We start from the raw sequence: 16,163 nt of genomic DNA, 5'->3' as shown, positions 1-16,163 counted from the left end.
AAAATTATGGCAAATAAAACTAAAATGCAAATGGGTGTTAATTCAATTTGTTGTTTACGCTGATTGTTTCGCTGATATCGATAAAGGTAAGTTTTAACTGGTAAGTTTTATTTCCGTTGTTTTCGGTTACATCGGTCATGATGTCGTTAGCGGTATAGCTTACCGACTTCCATGTTACGGTAACTGTTCCGTTACTTTCGAGCACCCGTAGCCCGAGCAAAAACCGGTAGATATACTCGGCAGCGTAAACCTCGAACTCGTGTAAAGGTACCAGGTTGCCGTAAAGGACTTTTGTTACGCCTCCCCTTGTTGCAATTTCTTCATCAACTTCGGGTTGTAGCCCCAGGTATTCCGAATTTATATAGCATTCGAATGTAAACCCGGTCAAATCCATGTCGTAGTAATTGCTCAGCCTTATATTTGATGAAACGGCTGTTATTTTAAGCAAGTCGTCCAGGTAGTACTCGTTGCTGGTCCATCCGAAAACATCGGTATAATAAACAACGGCGTCAATCGTTATTTTCAGGCTGTAATCGCCATCGTCGTAGCCGCTTAATGTTGTACCGGCATAAATTACTTTTTTATAGCCTGTTTCGGATAATATGGTCATTGACAACGGACTGCCAAGCGGATTATCGTTTGCATCGAGCAATTGGACTGAAGCGGTACTGGCATTGTCAACAATAAGTTGGATTGCCGGGATTGTATTTGTTTCCAGAAATATTCTGAATAGTTCAGGATTACCGTTTACTTTAAGCGACTCCCAAAGCCGCGCCTCTTTACTTGCGTAAACTCCTAATACATTGTATTGCGCCAGTATGCTCATACTACTTTAGATGTTATATATCCTCGTCGGATATAGGTTTGGCCGTTGCGCTCAAAGACTTCTTTTTTGCGCCTTGTATTGTCTTCAATTTTTTTGAGGTACTTGTTGGTACCCGACATGTCAATTACATTGTCGTATGTATGGTTAACGGCATAGTCTGCCAGCCACTTTTGTGTTTCGTCGTGTGGGATAATTGTTGAGCCGATGTATGATTTATCGTTGTAATACGTAGGCTTGTTGGGGGTAATTTCAACCGTCCCATCCGGTTTAAATATTGCCTCTGAACCTTCGTCACCCGCAATAAATTCTTTTGGTGCACTGTCTGTTCCCTCGGCAAACTCCGGTATTGGCGTAGCAAGTACAGTAGCCAGTTGTGCGGCTCCTAGAACACCTATTATTATTGAAAGAGGAATATTTGGCAATGCTTCGACAATAGCTGCTGCTGTGTTTAGCGCGATGGACAAGGCGGCCTGTGCTTTCTCGGCAATGGCCTGCCGCTTCATGATTTCATTTTTCTCTTTCTCGTATTTACGTTCGGCTATTACCTTTTTTTCAAGGCTATCTCCTGCTGCAGCCACCTCGTAGTTGTAGCGTGTTTCTACATTTTGCAATTGCCTGTCGTAAAGTGCCGAAGCAAAATTAAACCCCTCCATCAATAATTCTTTTGATTTCTCGTAGGTCTGCTGCCTCAAATCCTGCTTTATTTTCTCGTTTTCGGCAAGTTTTTGATTCTCATTTTCACCCTGTTGCTCTCTTAGTCTTCGTCTTCGCTCAACGGCACGTTCGTAGGCGTTGGTTTCGGAATCCATCGATTCAATGGCAATATCAAGCTGCTTGATCTCATTAGCAATTAAATCATCAGTTAGTTGATCGTCAATTCGTTTTATTTCAGTGGCCTTACCTTTTGCTGCTGAAATTTCGTCTTTCGCTTGCGCCAGCCTTTTTATGTAGTATTCATGATTAGCCGCTTCAGCATTGGCCAGGGCATTGTCGGCCTCTTGCTCGTTGACATTATTTTTATCCTTCTCAATTTTTTCAAGTTCTTTCTGCCGTATTTTTTGTTCATCGAGAAGCCTGTCTGTTAAATTTTCTTCGACCTGTGTTACCAGTTGGGCTTTTTGAGCAATTAGTTTCAATTCTTCGCTTGTTCCTTTATCGGCATATTTCAACTGTTCATCGATGAATCCAATTCGCATTTGTAACAACTCCTGGTCGTTGTCGAATTCAGCCTGTCTACGTTGGTCGGCTGTCAGCTGTGTATTTTGAAGCAGTAATTGTTGCTGTTGCTTGGTTTCTTCAAGAAGTAATTTTTGTTGCTCTTTCAGCTTTTTAATTTCTTCCTTCGGATCACTAGTGTCAATGTCAGGAGTTTTCGTTTTTGTATTTACCAGGTTTTCAAATTCAGTAGTAATGGTGTTTATTGCTTTAACTATCGCATCACTATCTTTTTCATAGTCCTTGCGTACATATTGCAAATCAATACTTTTGGTAAAACTTCCTCCAAGCCCAATTGCCTGGTTGAGTTGCTCAGCAAATTTTGTTAAAAATCCGGGTTCTTGTTCTTGTAATTTATTTATTTTCTCGTTTACATCGAGCCGTTCTTTTTGTAAGTCACCAATCTTTTTGACTAATATCTCCCTTCTTTTTTCGACATCTTCCGTTTTTACCATTTCATCGCGAATATCGCTTACAATCTTTGCGCTCCTTTCTCCAATTGTATCGGCATCAGATTTCATTAAGGAATTTATTCGCTGTATGGAGTCGGCAAATGAATTATAAATTGAGATTAACGGCTTACTCGCATTCAGTTCATCAATAAATCCCTGCCATGCCAATGTAAGCCTGTTTTGTGCAGCAACCAATGTGTCAACACGATCTACGCTCTCGATACCAAATGACCGTTCTAATTCTTCTGCAAACTTTGGCAGTACCTCGGCAGATAAAACCTCACCTTTTTTGAGCATTTTATCAAGTTGTGGGATGGTAACATTAAGTGCTTTTGCCATGATACCAAACGCACCCGGAAGACGCTCACCCAATTGCCGGCGTAATTCTTCGGTTGTTACCTTTCCTTTGGACAACATTTGTTCTAAGGCCAGGAATACACCTCTTAGTTCATCGGTACGAAGTCCAAGTACTGACCCCGCTTTTGCTGCAGATTCGAATATTTTCTGTGTATCCTTTGCCGATAAGTTGGATTGCATGGCAGCGGCACGAAATTTTATATATCGTTCTGTTGTTGATACGAGTTCAATACCGTAAGCCTCTGTTATATCGGCTAAGAATTGCTGTGTTTGAGCTAATTCAATCTGATCGGTAATCACTCGTTTCATCGCAAAATCGAGCGAGTCAAGTGTCGCTGTTGTTTTGATGATACTGGATATTAATTCGCCCGCTTTTGCTATGCTAAGATAGATTAGCAAGTAACTTTTTAGCGACTTAATCAGATTGTTAAAAGATCCTAAAAGACCTCTGTTTGAAGTAACAATTCCCTGGTTTGCTCGTGCTTTTTCTCGTGCGGCACGAGTAGCTTCCTGTAATCTTACTTTTTCTTCGATTAATTTTTTACCTGATTCCGTTCTTAATGCGTTTGACCTGGCAATCGTTTTTTGCAGTTGTGTTTCTACTCTTAACCGTTCCTTTTCGGCTTGAGATAAGTTTCGTGAATTCGTAGTAGCTTTTTTAGACAAGCTAATTATTTGAGACAACGACTCAGCTCCACCAACAGATTTACTAAGCCGTTCGCCCTCGTCGGCTACGCGCTTAAACCCATCGATAACTGGCTGAACAGCTTTTGCTATTTCAGTTAGCTCCTGCTTAATTCCAGCATCAAGTATGTCTTCTCTTCTCAACTGCCCTGCCATTACGCTGTGTTTTTAGTTTTTTGCTGTTCTTCGTTTGCCTTTACTTTTTGCTGCTACCTGTGCTTCGGCTTCGCGTTTCTGCCTGATATCGTCCAGGTAAGCAACCCATCGTTCAAGGTTTACTTCGGTTGTATTTAGCTGTCGGTTTAAGCTTCGTTCAACACTGGCCAACATTTTATAAAAGGTTGATGCTTCGTGGCTGTCGGCCTTTTTACTTTTCCGGTCGGCGGCTGTTTTCGCAAAGTCCAGCTTTGTTTCTTTTCGAAAGATGGCCGACTTAATTTTGTCCGGTTCTGTCGCTTTTATTTTAAAGTACTGCAAGACCTCATATCCTTCATCACTTCCTAATTCCACCATGTGTAATGCGGCCTTGCAGCTTATTATTTCGTTTTCGAGCTGGATTATTTTTTTCAGGGAACGCTTAAATTTCTGAAAGCTCTGTTTGTTTGTTCCCTCGTAATAATACTCCTGCAGGTCGAGCCAGACCTCATCCAGTTTTTCAGGACTTACCTTGCTTTTTGGGTTTACTTTTAGCAGTTCCCTGTTTCCAGTCTCCATGATCTGGTAGAACAGCTCCACGTTTATCTTCCTTGGTGTATCGTACAACGGCACTTGGTTTTCCGGGGTAGTCTTTAACTGGTTTGAACCGGAAGATTTTGTACCTGTTTTCGACTGTTTGGAAGACGGCCTGGTCTTCTCTTGTTTTTTGAGCCTGTTCTTTTGCAAGAATTTTAACATGGTCGATGTTTTGTAATTTCAGATTTGTCATAACACTTCATTTATCATTGATTTCCAAATAGCGAAAGCCTTTGGATGAATAAGGCCATTAGCCTTATCGGTTTCCATTTTTTCAAGCCTTCGGGTTAATTTTTTCTTGTATTTCGATTGCCATAACCTGTCGGACCAATGCGGATTTTTGCTTGCCCTTTTCAGTTCATTGATCATATGCAGGTATTTGGTTTCCAGTTCGTGTCCGTTTGTTTTCATTAGTCTTCGTTTATGAGGTTATCAATCCGGGAGTTTATTTCCAGTTTAATTTCATTGAGCTTGGTTTCCAGCAGGTCTTTTACCGGAATCTGATCTTCTTTACCTTCCGACATTCTTTCTGCTGCTCTGTAAAAAAGATTCCATAGTCTTGTTTCGAGTACTTCCAGGTCGGCTAATGACAGTTTTTCCAGTTTCATGGTCTTTAGTTTAAAAACATGGCATTGTGTAGTGCCTGTTTAAATTCCACGTTAATTGAGTTGATTAAAATAACCCTTGATTCTTCTGTTAGTCCATAAATGGAAGAACCGTATTTTGCTTCCAGTTCAGACGCTTTACTGTCGAACGATTCGAGGGAAATGCCATAAGTACCAAACCCGGCTTTCAGTGCTTTGTAAAAGTCGCCGGAATAGCGAAGGTCTGTTGTTGGGAAAATGTTATAGGTGTCGATGTACTGTTCTTTAAACCCGGCATACTCGATATTTTGATAGTCCGGCATTGCCGACCCGTCAGCACGTTCGCCCCTGCTCAACTGATCCCTGTTTAGTTGTTCAATTTCGTCAAAATGCTTTTCCAATATTGGCCTTAACAGTTCCCAAGGGTCAATATTCAGGATGTTATTTTGAAATTGAATCAGATCCATCGCCAGTAGCTTTAGATAAGGATGCCAGAATAAAAGGCATCCTTATTTTATAATTATTCTATTATGCAATAGTTACCGTTGCTGCCCCGGTTGATTTAATCAATAAACCATCGGACACCATGTTTGCAGGTGTTTTCAGATCCATTGTTCCGGTGCTGAATGCGGCTGCCGAAGCGAATGTATAAGTACCATCGCCATTATCGGTAAATCCGGTTTCAGCGGTCCATACGCCTGCCGTTGATTGCCAGTCGGATTCAACGATACCCTTAATACCTATTTTTTTGACCGACCCATCGGAGTCTACCCCATCGCTACCGAATACGCGAACAATAATTTCGCTTGCTGTTGGTGTCCCAACCACTTCAAGATCAACGTCAATCAGCGGTTCAAGGTCGTTTGCTTCCCATGTAGGTTCAATAAACTCACCGTACATATCCCACTCGCGGTAATTATCCATATCGAGGTAAAGCGGAGTAAATGCCGGAGTTGAGCCATCGGCAGGAACTTCTTTCATCCGGCCAATGTTGATCATATCAGTTGAAAACCCTTTGGCTACTCCACCATCGTTGTAAAAACAGATTTTACCGTCGCGCAATGGCCAGTAAGTTAAATCGGCATTGTTGTAGTCTTGTTGTAGAGTACGATGTACCGATAAAGGAATGTCCAATTGGAACATCATTCTTGTTTTTCCACGTTTCAGCAATTTTCTGTTCCCAAGTGCTGATTCATAAATGGTGTCATCTGAAGATTGATCTTCGTAACTGTCGAGTCCGTTAAGTGGCATCACTGTTCCGGCACGAATACCTGCAATCCAAGTTGCTTCTAAGGCAAGGTCAGCAATGCTAGGGGCAAAATCAGAAGTAGTGAGGATAACGCCATCGATAGAAACCATTTCGTTATCTTTTCTTGTTCCTTTTACACCCAAATTGCCGTAGCTTGCGCTTGTTACTTTTGCTACTGTCATTTTGTATAATTTTTCAAGTTTTTAATTTCTGTAAACCTTAATACTGAGTTCTTTTAACTCAATGGCATCGATAAAGTCTATTCCATCATTGCCGACATCTTTTTTACCCCAATAGAGGTGATTAATCGGTTTGTGAGGGATAGATTTATGATCGATGTGTAATCCCCGTCTACGCTTCAGGTGTTTTAAAAACAGGTCGTAAATGGGTGTTAAAATGGTGTTGAATGATTTTTCGTAACGCTGAGTGGCCTTATAGCTTGAACTTGAATCGGTCATGATTACAATGTTTAACTTTGCTTTTGACCGGAACAGGCCCAGCGGACCCTCTGCTTCAAAATCTTCGAAAAGCGCAATCAGCGGGTACTTTTTAAATTTGTATTGAGCATCTTGCGTCTTCTCAATCAGCGTATTTACAATCTCCAGTGGGTGACCATGCAGGTAGTAGGGTTTTTCGTTGTTTTCGGGGTCATATTCGGCCCTTACATCATCGATAACAAGACCGATTAGATCAACAATATTCTGAACCTCACTATTTACTACATATTCAACTGTCATATCCCAAAAGCATTTACATTCCTGATTGGGGTAAATACCCAATTGGAATAGGTTTCAACATTGGCAAGCAAAAAGTTGTAGGCAGAAGGTTTAGCATTAAAATGCCGGTAGTCTGCGCTATTTAAAAATTGATAGTACCTTTTTGCTGCTGCCGGAATTTTACCGTATAAATCCAACATTTGACTGTGCACACGCACCATTTTATTTAGCGGGCTAACTTTTTGAGCATTTTCGCTTTTTGAAGACACTTCACCGATTCCGGTATATTCTGATTCGTGATTAATACGATGGTTATAATACACGTAGTAGGCAATCAGGCTTTTCTTTTCGGTATTGATCAGCCCGTTCCATTTTGTGTTTATTGTTTGCCCGTTCCATGTAAATGAAAATTCGGCTCCATCGCGTAAGTCGATCCATTTTTGAGCCAGGGCAACATAGCCCTCGTTCCCTTCGCCTATTGCGTCGGCAGTTACCGCATCGGTAAACTCTTTCCACAGCTGGTACCCTAACAATTTCAGGAGAACTTCATTCTCATATTCGGTTACCGCATCTGTGAATACACTGTTAAGCTCCGGCTTTTCGCTCAGCGGAACGTTGATATCACGAATAAAATATGTGGTGTCTATTAAGCTCATTACTCAGAAAGCTCTCTCAGTTTTTTCTTGTAAGCATTTTTTACAACCTGCCGGGTGTCGTCTTTGAACTGTTCCAGATCTTCGGTTTTTTCAACCTTTTCAATCAGTTCTTTCACCTGGTTGGCAGTTGGTGGTGTCGCATTTTCTTCTTTCCCTGAATTTTCAGGATTATCAGTTGTTTGCGGCTCTTCCACCAGATCGTTGTTTTCAACAGGAGGTTCTTGTTCAACCTCCTGCTTTTTATCTTCTGTCAGTGATACCTTCAACCCGTATTTAGCCACCCGAACACGACTGGTTTTAGCAATTATTTCGAGTTGCCTGATATCACCTTTTATGGTCAGAGTTCCCATTATGCAGCTTTAATTGCAGCAACAGCAGTTGAAAAATCGCCAACTACAAACATGTACTTGTTGTAGATTGGGAACAATACTTCTTCCTGGATAATTGCTTCAACGTAGTTACCCAATTTCTCCTGAGTAGACTCAGAGAATTCAAGCACAAGCTCAGAGAATTCGAGCAAGGCGGCAGCCATGGCCCAATCGCCAACAGCAAACTTACCGGCTGGCATTGCAGTAGTTTCTACCACCGGAATACCGGAGATTGTCAATATACCGTTATCCAGGCGTTGCACATCGATGTAATGTTCATCATTACCTTTCAAGGTCTCGATAAGCGTAGCATCAATTGGGTTAAGAACAATACCGCTGGCTGTGTATTCTTGTGAGGTAACCAGTGTTTTACCTACTTTAAGCGCATCAATTTGCTGTGCGGCAGCAATAGAGCCTTTAAACGGACTGTTGACAACAAATGTCCATGCAGAAGTATCAGCTTCGGCAACGTAAGTCAAATCAATTACAATTTGAGTAGGACTGATAACGTATGCTTTATACGCTGCGTTATAAGTTGCTTCGGTTGCACTTGCAAAGGTGATTGTTGAACCGTTTTGAATGTTCTGATTAGCTGCAAACGTAACTAATGTTTTAGCTCCGCTATCGTAAGAAGCTACGCTGGCTACTGAATTAGCGGCACCTGTAATGGTTGTGTTAACCAAGGTTGCAAAATCGGACGCTACTTTACCAATACCCAATACGTTATTTCCTTCTCCGTCACCCCAAAGCAATTGGAAGTCTTCGAAAAATTTAACCAAGGCAGGAAGTTTCTGCATCAAGTGATTCAAAATATACTGAGTTGATTTCAGCATGCGCTTAGAAATCGGAACGTGGGTTCCAATCCGTTTTGCATCGGCAGTTGCTTCGCGAACTTTGAACGAGCTTTCGGCCAATGTTCCATTTTCAGTATTCATGCCAATTGCGCGATTCCAGTCGTAAACCTCGGTAAAGGCCAAGTATGGAAGGTCGGTTGGCATAACAGTTAACAGGTCGCGAATATTCAACCTTGTCACCTTTGGATGATCAACTACGCGGCTGTCTCTTGATGTGATATGCACCCGTGAATCTCCGGTATAGTTATCGGTAATAGAGGTTGCTTTGAGGCTGAATGACGCTTTTTTCTTACCATTGCTATCAACAAACTCCTTAAACTCATCGGTTGAAAGGATATCGCCAATTTCTTTACGCAATGATTTGTCATCGCCGCCCATTCCACCTTCTTCAAACTCTTTCAGTTTTAAGTTGCTTTTCTTTAGCGACTCTTCAAACTTTTCAAGAGACTTTTCAAACTCAGCAAATTTTCCAGCATCGAATTTTTCAAGTTTGCTGGTAACTTCCTGAAATTTTTCGTTGAATGTTTTTTCATCAATCAACCCTTTTCGGAAGTCGGCACCAAGATTCTGAAACTCTTTTTTGAATTCGCCAATTTGCTCTTTGTTTTTCTCTTTAATATCAGCAAGCAATTTTTCATGCTTCGCTTGTTCTTCAGCCGTTAATCCTACCGGCATAGTCATAGCCATCATAATTCCTGCTTCGGTACCACCTGCCATAAAGGAAATGGTAATTGCTAAAAAGGCAAATAACCCCACCAGCCAGTAGTTTGATTTTTTACCCATTCCAAAAAATAATCTTCCTAATTTCATTGTTTTAATTTTTAAGATTTTCGATTAAAAAGTCATAATTAATTCCCTTGTGAGTGCCTGCTGGCGGCTCGGTATATTGTTCTTGAGTGCCTACTGGCGGCTCATTTTTTGAACTCACGCTTAATGTTGGAGTAGCCCAATTGCTTCCCTTGGGGACCGCACTACCTTCGATGACCTGAGCATCGCGAACAGCCCAGAAAAATCCGGAGTTGTCGGCATCTTCTTTATTTACTATTTGCGAATAGTACTTTTCCCAAGCATCATGTTCAGCTCCGTAGTCTTCGTCATTTATGCAAAGGATAAGCTTAATATAGCGCATGCCTACGCTGTGGTTTCTAACGTACCCCTTTTGGTACTGATCGAACATATAAGGGTTTCTTGCCCGTTTAATTGTTGATTCGAAAACCAGTGCTTCGGTATCACCTTCGAATTCGTACCCGAGTTTTTCCCATGTATATGTTTTGGTGTAAGCCTTTAAGTCGTCACCATCTGAGATTATTTTATCGAACTTCATTTGATGTTCCTGAAGGTGCATAATGAGCTTGTTTTCCTTTAAGCTCTTATGCCATAATCCGGGAATGTGAACATCTTTATGGCTATCAAGAAGGTTTGTTGTATTGATGACAACCTTCACTTTTATTTCATCCGGATTATTGTTATCGTTATCTTCGTCGGCCTTATTTGCTCCTGTGTTTTTGGCAATCTTTATGCACTGAAAAGAAATTGCGTCAGCACATTTCATCTCTGCTTTTTTTTGAGCAATAAGACTGTTTTGGTTTTTCACCAAAAAATCAAATAGTTCCTTTTGTGTTTTAAATTCGGGTATTTCCATCACTTTCGAATTACATCATTATCCCTAATCTCTTTTTCCTTATCCTTGATCAGTTTTTCTTTATCAAGCTTTTCCTTTTTCTTATCCTTGGTTGTGTTTATCGTGTGTGCCATATCGTTAAGCGTTTGGGTTTTCCAATGAGTCGTTTATGGTATAATTGCCTTTGATTTTCTGAATTTCATCCATTGACATTTCGGTAATTCGCTTGTTACCCCATGAGGTAGCCGGTAGTCCTACGGCCTGTATCCAGTCGTTATAAGTACAAGCCCCTGCAAAGAACATTTCCTTGTATTGAGCACTTACAAACTTGTTGGTTTCGGCCTTGTCTTTTTCGTTTTTCTGCAGCACCGGGATGTGGTCGAAGCTGACTATGTACTCATAGTTGAAGTCGCGGCATTTAAGCCAGTTATTAATATCTTCCCACCGGTCTTCTTCTTCCGGGATGGTTGTATTTTGATACATGCGTCGTTCGGCCGTGTCCTGATTTTCAAATGTGGCCCCTTTCATGTAAAGCTTTACCAATGTTTCGGGAACATTATAGCGGGAGCAAACAATCATGGCATCGGAAGCAATTTCGTTTAACAGTCCGAGTTTGCGAACATCCTGATCGATATGATGAACATTGATGTTATTTTTTGTGACCATGAACTGGCTTTGCCCTTCCATGAATCCGTATTCTGTTTTCAATGATTCCTGTACCTCTTCTTTCTCGGTGTCGTCCATTGGCATGGTTCCAGCAACGCCATCGGCCTGAGCACTTGAAATAATAGCCCTCATTCCCCGTTCCCTGGCGATAACATTACGGCTTTCGTAAGCTATTTTAATGTTTGACAAGGCCCACGATAAAGATTCCTGCCGGGACTGACCAAGCACCATATCGGTAGATCTTGTAAATCGAACGTTTGGCTCCTTCCGGTGTAAAATCTCATCGGGGTGAAATTCTTTTGTATATACTCCTCTGACAAACTCCCATTTGCGAATAATCCCTTCCTTGCTTGTGCGGTCGAAGTATTTGCCTGTAATATCAGGGATCATAAACTGTGACCAAACATGCCACAAGTATTCGACATCTTTAATATTAATGTCGTCTGTGCCGCTGTTCGCGTAGGTATATCCGTTGCCAAATACATCTTTAAAAATGGATGCCAGAGCCAGAAATTCTTTTGTAGACTGAACCGGGTTTGGGTTGTTTTTTAGCCGGAACATCTTTTGGACAATCTTGTCTACACCTTTACTTTCGCGGTATATTTTATCGGTAAATATTTCTCCGTTCCTGATATCGCGGACGTAAATTCTGGCATTTGAGGCATAATCAGCTTTTAAATTGATTACCGATGCCAAAACCGGATTTTCGCAATATTCTTTCTCGAGCTGAGTCATTGTGCCAAGCCTTGTGAACATTGGCGTTCCGGCACCTAAGAGAACTTCTCTGGCTGAGCTTATATTTAAAGGTGATAACGGGTCGGATTTTGCGACAATAGCTCCACCCAAAATTTTCTCTGCCAATTTATGCCTTAGTTTGCTTGCCACATTGATAAAATTTATTGTGCATTGTAAAATTATAGATTTTTTCTATGATAATGAATATTTTCATAGATTTTATTTATTTATCAATGTCGTGAAAGTGAATTAATTGAATAATTGGCCGTAGAATGTTCGAACAACATAGGCCAGTCCTGCAATTGAATCGGGAGCGTCGTCGCGCTTTTCCTTCCCGTTTTTAAGGTATCGCCAAATTTGTTTCATGAATTTACCATATTCTGAATCAGGAACTATCTCGGCACGAAATACGAAGTGATCCTTAATGAATCCTTCCTGTGATAAGATTCGGATGAGTTTATTGGTTGTATTTTTAACCCCATGCACCTTTGTAGACATCTTACTTTTACCGGATTTTGCCAGTCGTTTATTGATTACATTTTGGTAAGCCGGTATATTTTTACGCAGGTCTTTAATATGCAGCGACCCGGCGTTGTTGGCTTCTATAAATACTTTTACCGGGGAGTGGTCGCCAACAGCTACGATTATTCGGGGTTCGATTGCTGAAAGGTTGTCCTGTGCGAAAATAACATCGTGAATATACACTTTGCCATTAATTATTTTAGCCATTGGCATGGAGTAATTATCTTCTCCTTCGTCGGCTGTATCGCCATAAAACAGTTCGATACCGGGCTGCTCCATCATTCTGTCGAATTTTATATCATCGAGGTATTGCAGTTCGCTTTTTGCAAAGCACAGTCCTTCTTTTGGCTGTGGATCTTGCATGAATTGGGTTTCGAAGTGGGTGGTATTTTTTAGGCGGGCTTTTTTCTTTTCTTTGGCAATTTCTTCGTGGTTTAACTTAAACGGCCACAGCGGATCGCCTATTTTAATCCCAGAGATATCAAATCCGTATTTTTGGGCTGTTTTAATTGAATCTTTATCCCATACGACCGGCAGTTTAATTACTTCCCATTCGTCGGGTTCACTTTCCATTAGGTAGCCGCATAAGTCTTCGGGATGTAGCCGCTGCATGATAATGACGATGGGGGTATTTCGACTATTTACACGATTTCGGATGGTATTTTCAAATCGTTGGTTTACTTTTTCGCGTCGGGTAGTGTAATCGGTATCTGCAGGTTTTATGGGGTCGTCGATAATAATGGCTCCGTTAAATCCCCGTTTATCGTCAATGCCATCGATAAAGTTTAAGATATCAATGTCGGACTGAATGTCGGTTTGGGTATCGTCATCGTCAACTTTCCCGGCACCAAACCCGGTAACCTGTCCGGCCGCTGATGCCACATAAATACTACCACCGGCTTCTGTTTTCCATTTTTTCTTTGCCTTGGAGTCTTTTTTTAGTTGAACATTCCCGAACAGGGTTTTATATTCATCTGATTCGATGATATCCCTGATTTTCTCCGAGTTTTCGAGTACCAGGTCATCGGAATACGACAGGTGCATGAAATTGCTTGACGGATTTAAAGCCAGGGCATATGCGATGAAGTTGATAACGGCAAGCTCGGTTTTTCCAAAACGTGGAGCGATGTTTATAATTAGCTTTTTGCATTCGCCACGCATAACCCGTTCGAGTGCATTTGCAATAATTACATGGTGTGGCCCGACCATAAATTTGCGCTTATGGATTGCCTTAAAGAAATAGCGGGTGAAGAAAAGCATTTCTTTTTCGCACTTTACCTTCGCTACTTTGAGTCTTTTTATTTCGTCGGGCGTAAGATTTGACATAGATAAAACTGATAATCTTTAGCAAAGATATAGATTTTATCTATGTGTTTTAGTATTCGATTGATTTTATTGATATCGCGGATCTAATGTAAGCTGTACTGTTTCATCATCTTCGTGCAATCGAGTTGGGAATACAATAATCTTTGGTCCGTCTTTACATTTCCTGTTTTTTATGGTTTTATCAACCCATTTTTGAGCTTTTTCTTTTTCTTCTGGAGTTGTTGGCATTCCGTAAGGGTCGTCTAATAAAGTAATATGCCGTAATTCTATTCTGTCCATAATTTTTAAAGGTTAGGAGTAATCATACTATTTGAAATAAAAATCAAGCAACCCCTAAGCGTGTCCTCTGACAAGAATAGGGATTGCTGTTATCGTGAATTGAACGTGTGTGCTTAATTTCCGATCCATGGGTTGTTCCACATTCTTAGCCGGGATGAATCTTTAAACAGTAATTTTTTGCGCTGGGGTACGTTTTTAATTCCTACAATATTGATTGTGATATTTCCGGCAAACTGATTTAATTCGTTCACTTGGCAGTACCCATACAGTTTTGTATCCCAAAATTTCAATCTTACTATTCCAGTGTCATTCAGGGCAATTATACTACTGTCAATGCCTGTAATATTGACAAGACTGTTCTTGTAAGAAATTAGATGTAGCTTTGCCTGAAAGCCTGTTGAAAAGCTTGGCACCGTATCTCCCTGGCTTGTCTCTGTTACATTATCGAACATGTATAAATCAAACAAGTCAGTCGTGAATGTTTGATTTGTGGACAGACTGTAAAACTCAGCATAGACATTTTCATTTGCTGGGACACGAAAATCATATGATTGCGAGAAACACGCTATCGAAAGCGTAAGCATCAATATGGATAGGATCTTTTTCATTTTATTTGGTATTTTTTAATTTGAGGTGTGTTCTTCCCTGCATCATTCTTCAATCATCTTACATCCACATCAACCAACACCACACCTCAAATTATTTTTTTATCGTTAATTGTAAATTCATAAAAAGGATTCAACAAGCCCTATAGGTGAATTAGAAAGAGTAAGTGCCGACTGGTACAGGTGTCACATTCATGTCACACCACTCTCCTGCCTTTTTTATTACTATTTCATCCCTGTTTGTATCGTAAAACATAGCTCCATTTTCAGCATTTTTCAGAGCAATATAAAGCACACACTTTGCATTCTCTGGGTTATTATCTGGGTTATAAGCCGCATCGGCTTCTGCGATCGTTTCGTATGTGCTGTTTAAGTCAGTTGTCGGGTCAATCCTGGCAAGCGTAATTACATTTTTCAAATCCCATTCACCATATGCAATCGCCTTGTCGCGGGTAAATAAAAAAGAATGATCTCTTACGTCCGACCCAACCTTAAACCACCCATACGACGCCGCACTATGCGTGTGTTCTGTTAAATAATAGTATAACTCTGCCATCGGAATTCCTCCTAACGTATGCTTATTAACAAGCATCGTTATACGCTTAATTTCATCCGCAGCATATCCTTCAAACACATGATACCCCCAGCGCATGAAATTGGTATTAATTCCGCCTGCAATTACTGTCCCTTGCGAGATTAGCTGTGTTAAAATTTCGATTGGCTTTGGAATTGCGGTTTTGTCGACACCAAACACCAGCCGGGGTTCATCCCACCCATTCCAATTAGCGTTGATTACAGGAGCAAGTATTTCTTTTAGATTATCCTGTATTTTTTGGGCTTCTACCCCCCATGTTGTGTCTGTTATTTTTATGTCTTTCATAAAGAGGTATTTGAATTTAAAGGTGTATCAGAGTTCAAAACTGTCTGAGGCTTCAACAGCCATTCAGACAAAAAAAAACCATTCCCATCATTATAGACATCGAGAACCTGCTGATCTGTCCATGCAATTTGATTTAATGAAGCCCAGTTCATGTTTCCTTCCATGTGATATAGATCGCCCCCGGTGGAGTTCCCTAGAATCAACGGAGCCGCAGAAAGCTCTTCCGTGATAATAGCATTTCCACTCTTTACAAGTACACCGTTAGCGAATAGCTTAATTGTATCATCGTTAATGACAAGAGTTACCATAGTTGGCACGTTTAATGGTATTTCAAACGCACTCTTGACTAATACATAGTTTCCTTCATCGTAGGTAAACACCTGTAGGAAATGATCAATACCCCATCCAAATCCCAATCCAGTACTGCCTCCAACAGTTCGAGGTATTGTGAAAATTCTTTTCATAGAGGCTGTGGTAGCATCAAGAGTTCTTTTAATCCATGCGTTAAATGTGATGTTATTGTATGATGTCAGCAAGCTATCTGCATTTGGGATTTCAACATTCCGAAATGGATCTGCAAAATCAGCTGCATAGGTGTCAATTACACCAGCATTGCCAAGTATTCCTGCAAAAAATGCTTCTCCGTCATTCCCTTGCGCACTGGCATCAGCTGCAACCACTCCAGATTCTTCGTTTAACGGAAGAAAAAACACAATTTCGTTTAACAGGTCATTTGACGGAACCTGGTTCAACAATGCCCCTATTTGAGCGTTTTTATTGCGACCTGTTATTTTGCCGACAACCTTGCCTGCTATTTTAAATGCATCGCTCATAGG

General features: G+C 40.8%; 19 protein-coding genes. All 19 read right to left on the bottom strand.

The window, feature by feature from the left end:
* Positions 1 to 37: 37 nt before the first annotated feature.
* The 19 genes from GR929_RS19075 to GR929_RS18985 all read right to left on the bottom strand — a co-directional run bounded on the left by GR929_RS19075 (position 38) and on the right by GR929_RS18985 (position 16,160).
* On the bottom strand, positions 38 to 826 hold the full coding sequence (locus GR929_RS19075; RefSeq protein WP_159522873.1) for a hypothetical protein: 789 nt from the start codon (positions 824 to 826) through the stop codon (positions 38 to 40).
* Complete coding sequence (locus GR929_RS19070; protein WP_159522871.1) at positions 823 to 3,690, bottom strand: tape measure protein; 2,868 nt, start codon at positions 3,688 to 3,690, stop codon at positions 823 to 825. Before GR929_RS19070 ends, GR929_RS19075 begins: the two co-directional genes overlap by 4 nt.
* Positions 3,691 to 3,702: 12 nt before the next feature.
* A complete protein-coding gene (locus GR929_RS19065) occupies positions 3,703 to 4,248 on the bottom strand; it encodes a hypothetical protein (protein ID WP_159522869.1) in 546 nt (181 codons plus the stop codon).
* A complete protein-coding gene (locus GR929_RS19060; protein WP_159522867.1) occupies positions 4,190 to 4,459 on the bottom strand; it encodes a hypothetical protein in 270 nt (89 codons plus the stop codon). Before GR929_RS19060 ends, GR929_RS19065 begins: the two co-directional genes overlap by 59 nt.
* Complete coding sequence (locus GR929_RS19055; RefSeq protein ID WP_159522865.1) at positions 4,456 to 4,677, bottom strand: hypothetical protein; 222 nt, start codon at positions 4,675 to 4,677, stop codon at positions 4,456 to 4,458. The genes GR929_RS19060 and GR929_RS19055 overlap by 4 nt, the downstream gene beginning before the upstream one ends.
* A complete protein-coding gene (locus tag GR929_RS19050) occupies positions 4,677 to 4,874 on the bottom strand; it encodes a hypothetical protein (protein WP_159522863.1) in 198 nt (65 codons plus the stop codon). The genes GR929_RS19055 and GR929_RS19050 overlap by 1 nt, the downstream gene beginning before the upstream one ends.
* Before the next feature lie 5 nt (positions 4,875 to 4,879).
* Positions 4,880 to 5,317, bottom strand: a complete 438-nt coding sequence (locus tag GR929_RS19045) for a hypothetical protein (RefSeq protein WP_159522862.1) — start codon at positions 5,315 to 5,317, stop codon at positions 4,880 to 4,882.
* A 61-nt stretch (positions 5,318 to 5,378) separates the two neighbouring features.
* On the bottom strand, positions 5,379 to 6,281 hold the full coding sequence (locus GR929_RS19040; protein ID WP_159522861.1) for a hypothetical protein: 903 nt from the start codon (positions 6,279 to 6,281) through the stop codon (positions 5,379 to 5,381).
* Between the two features lie 21 nt (positions 6,282 to 6,302).
* Positions 6,303 to 6,836: a hypothetical protein gene (locus tag GR929_RS19035; protein WP_159522859.1), complete on the bottom strand. Its 534-nt coding sequence runs from the start codon at positions 6,834 to 6,836 to the stop codon at positions 6,303 to 6,305.
* Positions 6,833 to 7,471 (bottom strand): hypothetical protein, encoded by a 639-nt coding sequence (locus GR929_RS19030; RefSeq protein WP_159522857.1) that lies wholly within the window; start codon positions 7,469 to 7,471, stop codon positions 6,833 to 6,835. Before GR929_RS19030 ends, GR929_RS19035 begins: the two co-directional genes overlap by 4 nt.
* A complete protein-coding gene (locus GR929_RS19025) occupies positions 7,471 to 7,821 on the bottom strand; it encodes a hypothetical protein (protein WP_159522855.1) in 351 nt (116 codons plus the stop codon). The genes GR929_RS19030 and GR929_RS19025 overlap by 1 nt, the downstream gene beginning before the upstream one ends.
* Positions 7,821 to 9,503 (bottom strand): phage major capsid protein, encoded by a 1,683-nt coding sequence (locus GR929_RS19020; protein ID WP_159522853.1) that lies wholly within the window; start codon positions 9,501 to 9,503, stop codon positions 7,821 to 7,823. Before GR929_RS19020 ends, GR929_RS19025 begins: the two co-directional genes overlap by 1 nt.
* 4 nt (positions 9,504 to 9,507) lie before the next feature.
* Positions 9,508 to 10,245 carry a hypothetical protein gene (locus tag GR929_RS19015; protein WP_159522851.1) on the bottom strand — a complete coding sequence of 246 codons (738 nt, stop codon included), beginning with the start codon at positions 10,243 to 10,245 and terminating at the stop codon, positions 9,508 to 9,510.
* Positions 10,246 to 10,452: 207 nt separating this feature from the next.
* Positions 10,453 to 11,865: a phage portal protein gene (locus GR929_RS19010; protein ID WP_159522849.1), complete on the bottom strand. Its 1,413-nt coding sequence runs from the start codon at positions 11,863 to 11,865 to the stop codon at positions 10,453 to 10,455.
* Between the two features lie 99 nt (positions 11,866 to 11,964).
* A complete protein-coding gene (locus GR929_RS19005) occupies positions 11,965 to 13,563 on the bottom strand; it encodes a hypothetical protein (RefSeq protein WP_159522847.1) in 1,599 nt (532 codons plus the stop codon).
* 66 nt (positions 13,564 to 13,629) lie between these two features.
* Complete coding sequence (locus tag GR929_RS19000) at positions 13,630 to 13,842, bottom strand: hypothetical protein (protein WP_159522845.1); 213 nt, start codon at positions 13,840 to 13,842, stop codon at positions 13,630 to 13,632.
* 113 nt (positions 13,843 to 13,955) lie between these two features.
* The gene (locus GR929_RS18995) at positions 13,956 to 14,450 is read right to left on the bottom strand and encodes a hypothetical protein (protein WP_159522843.1); all 495 of its coding nucleotides are present in this window, start codon (positions 14,448 to 14,450) and stop codon (positions 13,956 to 13,958) included.
* Between the two features lie 151 nt (positions 14,451 to 14,601).
* Positions 14,602 to 15,327 carry a hypothetical protein gene (locus GR929_RS18990; protein WP_159522841.1) on the bottom strand — a complete coding sequence of 242 codons (726 nt, stop codon included), beginning with the start codon at positions 15,325 to 15,327 and terminating at the stop codon, positions 14,602 to 14,604.
* Positions 15,324 to 16,160 (bottom strand): LamG-like jellyroll fold domain-containing protein, encoded by an 837-nt coding sequence (locus tag GR929_RS18985; protein ID WP_159522839.1) that lies wholly within the window; start codon positions 16,158 to 16,160, stop codon positions 15,324 to 15,326. Before GR929_RS18985 ends, GR929_RS18990 begins: the two co-directional genes overlap by 4 nt.
* Positions 16,161 to 16,163 lie beyond the last annotated feature (3 nt).

The organism is Sunxiuqinia indica, assembly GCF_009847015.1.
Classification (GTDB): domain Bacteria; phylum Bacteroidota; class Bacteroidia; order Bacteroidales; family Prolixibacteraceae; genus Sunxiuqinia; species Sunxiuqinia indica.
The sequence above is the reverse complement of the archived record's forward strand: the minus strand, read 5'-3'. Positions and strand labels throughout refer to the sequence as shown.

Bases quoted from the DNA above. Each gene is read 5' to 3' on its own strand.
- GR929_RS19075 (WP_159522873.1), bottom strand. From the start codon at position 826: ATGAGCATACTGGCGCAATACAATGTATTAGGAGTTTACGCAAGTAAA.
- GR929_RS19070 (WP_159522871.1), bottom strand. From the start codon at position 3,690: ATGGCAGGGCAGTTGAGAAGAGAAGACATACTTGATGCTGGAATTAAG.
- GR929_RS19065 (WP_159522869.1), bottom strand. From the start codon at position 4,248: ATGGAGACTGGAAACAGGGAACTGCTAAAAGTAAACCCAAAAAGCAAG.
- GR929_RS19060 (WP_159522867.1), bottom strand. From the start codon at position 4,459: ATGACAAATCTGAAATTACAAAACATCGACCATGTTAAAATTCTTGCA.
- GR929_RS19055 (WP_159522865.1), bottom strand. From the start codon at position 4,677: ATGAAAACAAACGGACACGAACTGGAAACCAAATACCTGCATATGATC.
- GR929_RS19050 (WP_159522863.1), bottom strand. From the start codon at position 4,874: ATGAAACTGGAAAAACTGTCATTAGCCGACCTGGAAGTACTCGAAACA.
- GR929_RS19045 (WP_159522862.1), bottom strand. From the start codon at position 5,317: ATGGATCTGATTCAATTTCAAAATAACATCCTGAATATTGACCCTTGG.
- GR929_RS19040 (WP_159522861.1), bottom strand. From the start codon at position 6,281: ATGACAGTAGCAAAAGTAACAAGCGCAAGCTACGGCAATTTGGGTGTA.
- GR929_RS19035 (WP_159522859.1), bottom strand. From the start codon at position 6,836: ATGACAGTTGAATATGTAGTAAATAGTGAGGTTCAGAATATTGTTGAT.
- GR929_RS19030 (WP_159522857.1), bottom strand. From the start codon at position 7,471: ATGAGCTTAATAGACACCACATATTTTATTCGTGATATCAACGTTCCG.
- GR929_RS19025 (WP_159522855.1), bottom strand. From the start codon at position 7,821: ATGGGAACTCTGACCATAAAAGGTGATATCAGGCAACTCGAAATAATT.
- GR929_RS19020 (WP_159522853.1), bottom strand. From the start codon at position 9,503: ATGAAATTAGGAAGATTATTTTTTGGAATGGGTAAAAAATCAAACTAC.
- GR929_RS19015 (WP_159522851.1), bottom strand. From the start codon at position 10,245: ATGAAATGTGCTGACGCAATTTCTTTTCAGTGCATAAAGATTGCCAAA.
- GR929_RS19005 (WP_159522847.1), bottom strand. From the start codon at position 13,563: ATGTCAAATCTTACGCCCGACGAAATAAAAAGACTCAAAGTAGCGAAG.
- GR929_RS19000 (WP_159522845.1), bottom strand. From the start codon at position 13,842: ATGGACAGAATAGAATTACGGCATATTACTTTATTAGACGACCCTTAC.
- GR929_RS18995 (WP_159522843.1), bottom strand. From the start codon at position 14,450: ATGAAAAAGATCCTATCCATATTGATGCTTACGCTTTCGATAGCGTGT.
- GR929_RS18990 (WP_159522841.1), bottom strand. From the start codon at position 15,327: ATGAAAGACATAAAAATAACAGACACAACATGGGGGGTAGAAGCCCAA.
- GR929_RS18985 (WP_159522839.1), bottom strand. From the start codon at position 16,160: ATGAGCGATGCATTTAAAATAGCAGGCAAGGTTGTCGGCAAAATAACA.